At 74.6% G+C, this 8,226-nt stretch carries 7 protein-coding genes; 5 read left to right on the top strand and 2 right to left on the bottom strand.

All coding sequences use genetic code 11. The features are described from left to right. The first annotated feature begins 193 nt into the window (after nt 1-193). Both ABZ930_RS40930 and ABZ930_RS40925 read left to right on the top strand, forming a co-directional pair. Nucleotides 194-1,480, top strand: a complete 1,287-nt coding sequence (locus ABZ930_RS40930) for an aminotransferase class I/II-fold pyridoxal phosphate-dependent enzyme (RefSeq protein WP_361560561.1) — start codon at nt 194-196, stop codon at nt 1,478-1,480. After that, on the top strand, nt 1,477-2,535 hold the full coding sequence (locus ABZ930_RS40925) for an MBL fold metallo-hydrolase (protein ID WP_361560558.1): 1,059 nt from the start codon (nt 1,477-1,479) through the stop codon (nt 2,533-2,535). The genes ABZ930_RS40930 and ABZ930_RS40925 overlap by 4 nt, the downstream gene beginning before the upstream one ends. On the opposite strand, the gene ABZ930_RS40920 is transcribed toward ABZ930_RS40925, so the two are convergent. Further along, on the bottom strand, nt 2,515-3,144 hold the full coding sequence (locus ABZ930_RS40920) for a VTT domain-containing protein (RefSeq protein WP_361560564.1): 630 nt from the start codon (nt 3,142-3,144) through the stop codon (nt 2,515-2,517). The genes ABZ930_RS40925 and ABZ930_RS40920 overlap by 21 nt on opposite strands. Further along, the gene (locus ABZ930_RS40915; protein ID WP_361560555.1) at nt 3,144-3,920 is read right to left on the bottom strand and encodes an MBL fold metallo-hydrolase; all 777 of its coding nucleotides are present in this window, start codon (nt 3,918-3,920) and stop codon (nt 3,144-3,146) included. Before ABZ930_RS40915 ends, ABZ930_RS40920 begins: the two co-directional genes overlap by 1 nt. A gap of 82 nt (nt 3,921-4,002) precedes the next feature. On the opposite strand from ABZ930_RS40915, the gene ABZ930_RS40910 reads away from it, so the two are divergent. From ABZ930_RS40910 to ABZ930_RS40900, 3 genes are all read left to right on the top strand, one after another. Continuing rightward, a complete protein-coding gene (locus ABZ930_RS40910; RefSeq protein ID WP_361560552.1) occupies nt 4,003-4,440 on the top strand; it encodes a hypothetical protein in 438 nt (145 codons plus the stop codon). 84 nt (nt 4,441-4,524) lie between these two features. Continuing rightward, entirely contained in the window at nt 4,525-6,657 is a 2,133-nt protein-coding gene (locus tag ABZ930_RS40905; protein WP_361560549.1) for a phage holin family protein, read from the top strand. A 90-nt stretch (nt 6,658-6,747) separates the two neighbouring features. After that, nucleotides 6,748-8,115, top strand: coding sequence for an amino acid permease (locus tag ABZ930_RS40900; protein ID WP_361560546.1), 1,368 nt, complete (start codon nt 6,748-6,750; stop codon nt 8,113-8,115). The last annotated feature ends 111 nt before the right edge of the window (nt 8,116-8,226 follow it).

Raw genomic sequence — 8,226 nt, 5'->3', positions numbered from 1 at the left:
GGTCGACGAGCAGCGAGGTGCAGGGCCGGATCGTGGACCTGCTGGCGAAGATCGGCACCAACTAGCGCCAACTGTCGGGAAGGGGCGAGCCCCCACCGGGGCCGCGGACGGCGACGGCGCGCGAAGGCGGTCGCGCGGTGTGAGGCTGGGGTCAGCAGAAATCACCGGGACAGACACACGGCACGGAGGCGGCATGCGGCCAGCGGACCCCAGCGAAGGACGCGGACCGGTGCGCTACGGGCCGCCGCTGCCCGAGCCGGGACTGCCGGTGCTGCCCGAACTCGCCGCAGTGGTCGCCGGCGCGGCGGCCCGTGCCCACCCCGAACCGCCCGGCGGCCCACCCGCCCTGCTCGAAGCCGCCCGCGGCCACTGGGAGCGCCGCGGCCTGGCCCCGGGCCGCGCCCAGGTCACCGCGGCCCCCGGCGGCGCCCCGCTGCTGCTCGCCCTCACCGCCGCGCTCGGCGGCGACGTCCTGGTGCCGCGCCCCTGCCCGGCCTGGTGGACCCCGCAGACCCGGCTCCTGGACCGCGAGGTGTTCCCGGTGCCGACGCCCGCCGAGTGCGGCGGCGTCCCCGACCCGTACGCCCTGCTGGAGACCGTCCGCCGGGTCAGAGCCGAGGGCGGTGATCCCCGGCTGCTCGTCGTCGCGCCGGCCGACGATCCGACGGCGACCGTGCCACCGCCCGAAGTGCTGCACGAGGCCGTGGAGGCCGCGGTGGGGGAGGGCCTGCACGTCGTCAGCGACGAGACCTGGCGCGACACCCTGCACCCGGGCGGGGAGACCCTGCTGTTCAGCCCCGCCGAGATGTTCCCCGCCCACGTCACCGTGCTCACCGATCTGACCGGCGGCTATCTGCCGCCGTCCCTGCCCGCGGCCTGCGCCCGGTTCCCGCCCACCGCCGAGGGCGACCGGCTCGCCGCCCGCGTCCTGGACATCCTCACGGCGACCGGCGCGAGCCTGTCGGCGCCGGTCGCGGCAGCGGCGGCGTACGTCCTGGACGAGGGCGCGGAGGTCACCGGCCGCCGCGCCGCCGCCGTCGCCCTGCACGGCAGGGTCGCCGCGGCCCTGCACCGCATCGTGCTCGCGGCCGGCGGCCTGTCCCGGCCGCCGCGAGCGGGCCGCCACCTGTACGTCGACCTGGAGCCGCTGCGCCCGCGCCTGTCGGCCCGCTCGGTCACCGACGCCCAGGACCTGGAGGACCACCTCACCGCACGGCTCGGGCTTCCGGTCCCCGGCGGGCACCGCTTCGGCGACGACCTGGGGGCGCTGCGCTGCCGCCTCGGCACGGGTCCGCTGCTCGGCTCGGCGCCCGAGGAGCGCAGGGCGGCGCTCACCTCACCGGACCCCCTGGAATTGCCGCACGTGGCACGGGCGTTGAGCATGGTCGAGTCGGTGCTCGGCGAGCTGTGCGACCTCGGTGACCGCGCGGGCCCGGAAGGCACGGGTGCGGCCGGCGAAGGATGGGAGTCCGAGCGATGACGCAGGCGTCAGAAGCGACCGCCGACGAGAGCGCGCGGCGGCGCGGCGACACCGCCGCGCCCGCCCGGCCCCTCGTCGAGCCGCGGCCGCTCGGCGGCACCGGCGGGGCGGACGTGCCGCGCCGCTGGCCCAAGTCGTTCGCCGGCCGCCTCACCGCACCGCTGCCGGGCCTGCGGGGCTTCGCCCGGTTCGCCCGCGAGGGCAAGGTGCGGCCGCCCGCCGAGGGCCTGACCGACATCCCGAACCTGCCGTTCGCCCCCGGCCCGCTGCCGGACGTCGACGGCCGCACCCTCGCCGTCACCTGGGCCGGCCACGCCAGCTGGGTGGTGCGCATCGGCGGCCTGACCGTGCTCACCGACCCGGTCTGGTCCCGCAAGATCCTCGGCACTCCGGCCCGGATCACCCCGGTCGGCGTCGCCTGGAGCGCCCTTCCGGCCGTCGACGCGGTCGTCATCAGCCACAACCACTACGACCATCTCGACTGGCCCACCCTGCGCAGACTCCCGCGCGACACGCCCGTCCTCGTCCCCGCGGGCCTGGGCCGCTGGTTCACCCGCCGCCGCTTCACCCGCGTCACCGAGCTCGACTGGTGGGAGGCCGCGGAGCTGCGGGGCGTCCGCTTCGACTTCGTACCGGCCCATCACTGGTCCAAGCGCACCCTCACCGACACCTGCCGCAGCCTGTGGGGCGGCTGGGTGCTCACCGACCGCGACGGACAGCGCCTCTACTTCGCGGGCGACACCGGCTACGGCCACTGGTTCGCCGAGATCGGCCTGCGCTACCCGGGCATCGATCTCGCCCTGCTGCCCATCGGCGCCTACGACCCGCGCTGGTGGCTGGAGGACGTGCACTGCTCACCGGAGGACGCGGTGCAGGCGGCGCGGGACGTGGGCGCACGCTTCATGGCGCCCATGCACTGGGCGACGTTCCTGCTGTCGGCCGAGCCCGTCCTGGAGCCGCTCACCCGGCTGCGCGCCGCCTGGGAGAAGGCGGGCCTGCCGCGCGCCGCCCTGTGGGACCTGCCCATCGGCGGATCACGCGTGCTGGCTGCCTGACGACGGCCTGCGGATCCTCCGCCACACCGTCGGGACCGCGCTGACCAGCACGGTCAGTCCGATCGCCGCGACCACGCCCTCCCACGGCTCGTCGAACAGCGAGCCGCCGAGGATCCCGATCACCTGGTACGTCGCCGCCCAGGCCAGGCACGCCGGGATGTCGCCGCGCGCGAACTGCCGCAGCGGCATCTTCGCCAGCAGGCACGCCAGCATCACCGGGATCCGGCCGGCCGGCACCAGCCGGGACAGCACGAGCACCATCACCCCGTGGTCGGCCAGCTTGTCCTGTGCCTGGGCGAGCCGCTCCTCCGGCGCCCGTGAGCGGATGGCCTCCAGCCACTTCGACCCGTTCTTCGAGTGCATGCCGCGCCGCCCGAGCCAGTACAGCGCGAGGTCACCGAGGAACGCGGCGAGCGACGCCACCCCGAACACCATCAGGAGCGCGAACGGCAGCGTCTGGTGGAAGGCCACCACCGCCGCGGAACTCACCAGCGCGCCCGTGGGCACCACCGGCACCAGGGCGCCGATGGCGACGAGCAGGAAGAGCGTGGGGTAGCCCACGGCCTGCTGCGTGGACTCCGGCGTCACGACGGTCGTCGCGGCGAGGATCACCGGTCCGCCACCTCCGGCCGGACGCTCTCGCCGTGCCCGAGCCGGTGCACGGCGACACCGGGCGCGCGCAGCGCGGCCTGGCGGACGAACTCGTCACCGGGCGTGTGGAACTCGTGCGGCCGCACCGCGTCCATCCCGATCGGCCAGTACGTCCCGTAGTGCACCGGCACCGCGGCGCGCGGCGCGATCCGGGCCAGCGCCTCGGCGGCCCGCGCCGGGTCGAGGTGGTGCGCGCCCAGATAGGGACCCCAGCCGCCGACCGGCAGCAGCGCCACGTCCACGTCGCCCACGGCGTCGCCCATGTCCTCGAAGAGCCCCGTGTCGCCGGCGAAGTACGTCCGGGCGTCGCCCTCCACGAGATAGCCGAGCGCGGGGGAGCGCTGCGGACCGACGGGCAGCCGCCGCCCGTCGTGGTCGGCGGGCACGGCGCGCACCACGACGTTCCCCACCTCGATCCGGTCGCCCGCGTCCACCTCGATGATCTTCAGGGTGCGCAGCCGCCGCAGCCCCGGCACGGAGCGGGCCGCGTCCCGGGGCACCACGACGCGGGTCCCCGGCGCGAGCCGGGCGAGCGACGGGACGTGCAGGTGATCGGCGTGCAGATGGGAGACGAGCACGACGTCGGCGAGGGCCGCGCTGGGCGGCGGGGGAGCGCCGCGGCGCCGCCGCAGATGTGCGAGGCGCCGCGTGAAGAGCGGATCCGTGAGGACGCGCGTACCTCTGTCCTCGACCGTGCAGGTGGCATGACCCCACCAGGTGATCTCCACCGGCACCCGTTGCCTCCTTCGTGCGACTGCCCCGAGCCTACGTGCAGGGGTAGGGTCGTCGGCGAAAGCGCGAGGTGAGGGGGACACCATGGGCACGGAGCAGGGCGAAGCGGCGGACGCGGGGGGCGCGGTACGGGTCATGGCCATCGCCGGCCTGACCCCGCTGGAGCAGCTGGACGCGGATCCCTTCCTGGTGGACTCGCGCAGCCAGTACGCGATGTGCTCCCGCTGGGCCGCCGACCGGGGCTATGTCGTCACGCGCCAGCTCCTGGTGCACGCGCTGCGCGCCGACCACGAGGCGCTGTGGGCGGACGTCGACGCGGGCCTGGTCGATGTGTTCGTCGCGCCCAGCGACCGGGTGCTGCGGGTGGCGCTGCGCTCGGTGGACGACTTCTCCGCGGAGTGCGTGCGGCGCGGGGTGCCGCTGGAGCGGGCGGGGCTCGCGGAGCCTGAGTACGACGCCGACATGAAGGCGCGGGTGCATCGCCGGCTGTCGATGCCAACGGCGGGATACGACGGCTGCTAGTCCCAAATGGTATGAAACCCTTACTCGGAACAAGACGTGTACGCGGAACGAGACGTGCACCGCGCAGGGTGAGGGGAGCCGGAAGTGGCCGGAGGCCGGTGGCGGCGGGCGGCGAGCCAGGGCTGGCGGTCGCTGACCGTCTGGGCGGCGAGCACCCTCACGATGATGATCCTCGCGGGGCTCCTGCCGGACTTCCAGCTCCAGTCCGACGACGGCGACAGCCTGACCCGGGTCGCGCTCACCGCGGCCTGGGCCGCCGGCGCGTTCGCCGTGCTCTCGGCCCTCGTCTGGCCGCTCCTGGTCCGGGCCCTGCTGCTCGTCCCGGCGCTCGTCCTCGGCCTCGTCGTCTTCTTCCTCAACGGCGCGCTGCTCCTCTTCGCCCTCAAACTCGTCCCGGAGAACAGGGGCGAGGTGGGCCCGGAGACCGCCGTGGTCGTGGCCGCCGTGATGTCGGCGGTCGCCTCCGCCACCGGCGGTGCCCTCGCCGTGCGCGACGACGACGCCTACCGGCGCCGCCTCTACCGGCTCGCCGCGCGAAGACGGCGCAGGGACGACGGGACCGAGGCCTGCCCGCCCACCGCCGGCACCCTCTTCCTCCAGCTCGACGGAGTCGGCCACGAAGTGCTGCGCCGCATGGCCCGCGACGACGTGATGCCCACGGTGGGCGGCTGGCTGCGCGACGGCGGACACCGCCTCACGCCCTGGCGCACGGACTGGTCCAGCCAGACCGGCGCCAGCCAGCTCGGCATCCTGCACGGCTCGAACGAGGACGTCCCCGCCTTCCGCTGGTACGAGAAGGACACCGGTGAGGTCCAGGTCTCCAACCGGCCGACCAGCGCCGCCGAGCTGCAGCGCCGCGCCATCGAACGCACCGGCGACGGCGGGCTGCTCACCGTCGACGGTGCGAGCCGCGGCAACCTCTTCAGCGGCGGCGCCGAACAGGTCGCCCTGGTGCTGTCCGTGGCCGCCCGGCGCGGCAAGGAGAACCGTTCCCGCGCCGGATACTTCGCCTACTTCTCCGACCCCGCGAACGCCGTCCGCACCGCCCTGTCCTTCTTCGCCGAGGTCGGCCGGGAGATCGGCCAGTCCACCCACGCCCTGATCCGCAAGCGCCGCCCCCGCGTCTCCCGCGGCGGGCTCTACCCGTTCATCAGGGCGTTCGCGACCGTCGTCGAGCGGGACGTCGTCGTCGCGGCGGTCATCGGCGACATGCTCGCCGGGCGCAGCGCGGTCTACGCCGACCTCGTCGCCTACGACGAGGTGGCCCACCACTCGGGCCCCTTCAGCCGGGACGCGGTGAAGGTCCTCGCACGCCTCGACCGGTCCCTCGCGCTGCTCGCGAAGGTCGCCGAGCACGCCCCGCGCCCGTACCGCATCGTCCTGCTCTCCGACCACGGACAGAGCCCCGGCGAGACCTTCCGCTCCCGCTACGGACTGACCCTCCAGGACCTGGTCCGCGCCGGCTGCGGGCTGCCCGTGCCGCGCCGGGCACGCCGCACCCGCTCCGGCGCCGAGGCCCGCTCCGCGGTGCGCGCCGCGCTGCACCGGCCCGTCGAAGGGGGCGCGGGCGCCGGGCACGGCGGCAGGCGCAGCGAGCCCGTCGTGCTCGCCTCCGGGAACCTGGGCCTCGTCTCCTTCCCCGACGTCCCGCACCGGATGACCAAGGAGGAGATCGACGCCCGGAACCCGGCGCTGCTCGCGACCCTCGCCAACCATCCGGGCATCGGCTTCCTCCTCGTGCGCAGCGAGGAGCACGGCGGTCTGGTGCTCGCCGCGCAGGGCGCCGAGGTACCGGTCGCCGACCTGACCGACGGGGAGGGGCCGCTCGCCGACTTCGGGCCGGGCGCCGCCGACGCCGTGCGCCGCACCCACTCCTTCCCGCACACCGCCGACATCATGGTCAACTCCATGTACGACCCGCTCGACGGCGAGGTCCTCGCCTTCGAGGAGCAGATCGGCTCGCACGGTGGCCTCGGCGGTGCGCAGAGCCGTCCCTTCCTGCTGTGGCCCCGCACGCTGTCCGCGCCGGTCGCGGACGGCGCGGAACTCGTCGGCGCCGAGCAGGTCCACCACGTGCTGCGCCGCTGGCTGCGCGAGGGCAACGGCCCGCAGATTCCGCTGGCGGCCCCGGTCCCCGTGGACGATTCGCTGCGCCTCGACCCGGACCCCGCATCATTTGCGGTCGCGCCCCACGAACAACAGGACAAAACCGCCTGATTTGGCGCCGGGTGTCCGCTCACCGGACGATGGGGCGCCGCCCGGCGATCCCGTGGCGGCCTGAGCACGACCGAGAGGCACACCCCCCACATGCACGACACCGGAACCGCACCCCAGCCGGCTCCGGCCGACGGTCCCGACCCGCAGCACAGCCGGCACGCGCGGCGCTTCGGACTGCCGATTGCGACCTGCCTCGTCATGGGCAACATCATCGGCGGCGGCATCTTCCTGCTGCCGGCGTCCGTGGCCCCGTACGGCACCATCGCGCTCGTTGCGTTCGGCGTCCTGACGGTCGGCGCGATCGCGCTCGCGCTCGTCTTCGGCCGGCTCGCGCACCGGCACCCGATGACCGGCGGCCCCTACGTCTACGCGCGTGAGGCCTTCGGCGACTTCGCCGGGTTCCTCGCCGCGTGGAGCTACTGGATCACCACCTGGGTGAGCAACGCGGCGCTGGCCGTGGCCGCCGTCGGCTACCTGGACGTCCTGCTGCCCCTGCACGGCTCGACGTTCTGGACGATCGTCGCCGCCCTCGGCTGCCAGTGGCTGCCCGCGCTCGCCAATCTCGCCGGTACGCGCTACGTCGGCGCCGTCCAACTCGTCTCGACCGTCCTGAAGTTCGCGCCGCTGCTGCTCGTCGCCGTCGGCGGTCTCTTCTTCTTCAGCAGCGACAATCTCGGGCCGTTCCGGGCGAGCGGCGACTCCGCGCTCGGCGCCGTCTCGGCGTCCGCCGCGATCCTGCTCTTCAGCTATCTGGGCGTCGAGTCGGCGTCCGTGAGCGCCGGGGAGGTCCGTGATCCGCAGCGCAACGTCGGCCGGGCCACCGTCCTCGGCACCGGGCTCGCCGCGCTGCTGTATCTGCTGTGCACCGTGGCCGTGTTCGGCACCGTCCCGCACGACCGGTTGGTGGACTCCACTGCGCCGTTCTCCGACGCCGTCAACGCCATGTTCGGCGGGACCTGGGGCGGCAGTGCCGTCGCCGTCGCCGCGCTGGTGTCGATGGTCGGCGCGCTCAACGGCTGGACGCTGCTCAGCGCCCAGACGCCGTACGCCGCCGCGCGCGACGGGCTCTTCCCGAAGGCATTCGAGCGCAAGCGGCGCGGGGTTCCCACGGTCGGTGTCCTGGTCGCCGTCGGCCTCGCCTCGCTGCTCACCGTCTACAACTACACGGCCGGGTCCGCGGCCGTGTTCAACACCCTGGTGCTGGTGACGACGTTCACGGCGACGGTGCCGTATCTGCTGGCCACCGCGGCGCAGGTCTACTTCCTGTTGTCGGGGCGGCGGGACCGTGTCCATGTCCCGCGCTTCGTACGGGACCTGGTTCTGGCGCTGGCGGCGTTCGGCTTCTCGATGTGGCTGGTCGGCGGCGCCGGGTACGCGGCCGTCTACCAGGGCGTGCTGTTCCTGTTCGTGGGCGTGCTGGTCTACGCGTGGATGGCGGCGAAGAAGCACCGCGCGTAGTCCGCCCCGGCGCGCCGCCGTCGTGGCCGGCCGCGCAGTTCCCCGCGCCCCTGGACGAGCGGAGCTCGTTTCAGGGGTCCTCGAGATCGTCAGCCCCGAGGAGGAGGACCG

This window comes from Streptomyces sp. NPDC046716 (genome assembly GCF_040645755.1).
Lineage (GTDB): Bacteria > Actinomycetota > Actinomycetes > Streptomycetales > Streptomycetaceae > Streptomyces.
Note: the sequence above shows the minus strand (reverse complement) of the source record. Positions and strands in the feature narration are given on the sequence as shown.

Coding starts and splice junctions, on each gene's coding strand:
- ABZ930_RS40900 (WP_361560546.1), top strand. CDS start 6,748: ATGCACGACACCGGAACCGCACCCCAGCCGGCTCCGGCCGACGGTCCC.
- ABZ930_RS40910 (WP_361560552.1), top strand. CDS start 4,003: ATGGGCACGGAGCAGGGCGAAGCGGCGGACGCGGGGGGCGCGGTACGG.
- ABZ930_RS40930 (WP_361560561.1), top strand. CDS start 194: ATGCGGCCAGCGGACCCCAGCGAAGGACGCGGACCGGTGCGCTACGGG.
- ABZ930_RS40925 (WP_361560558.1), top strand. CDS start 1,477: ATGACGCAGGCGTCAGAAGCGACCGCCGACGAGAGCGCGCGGCGGCGC.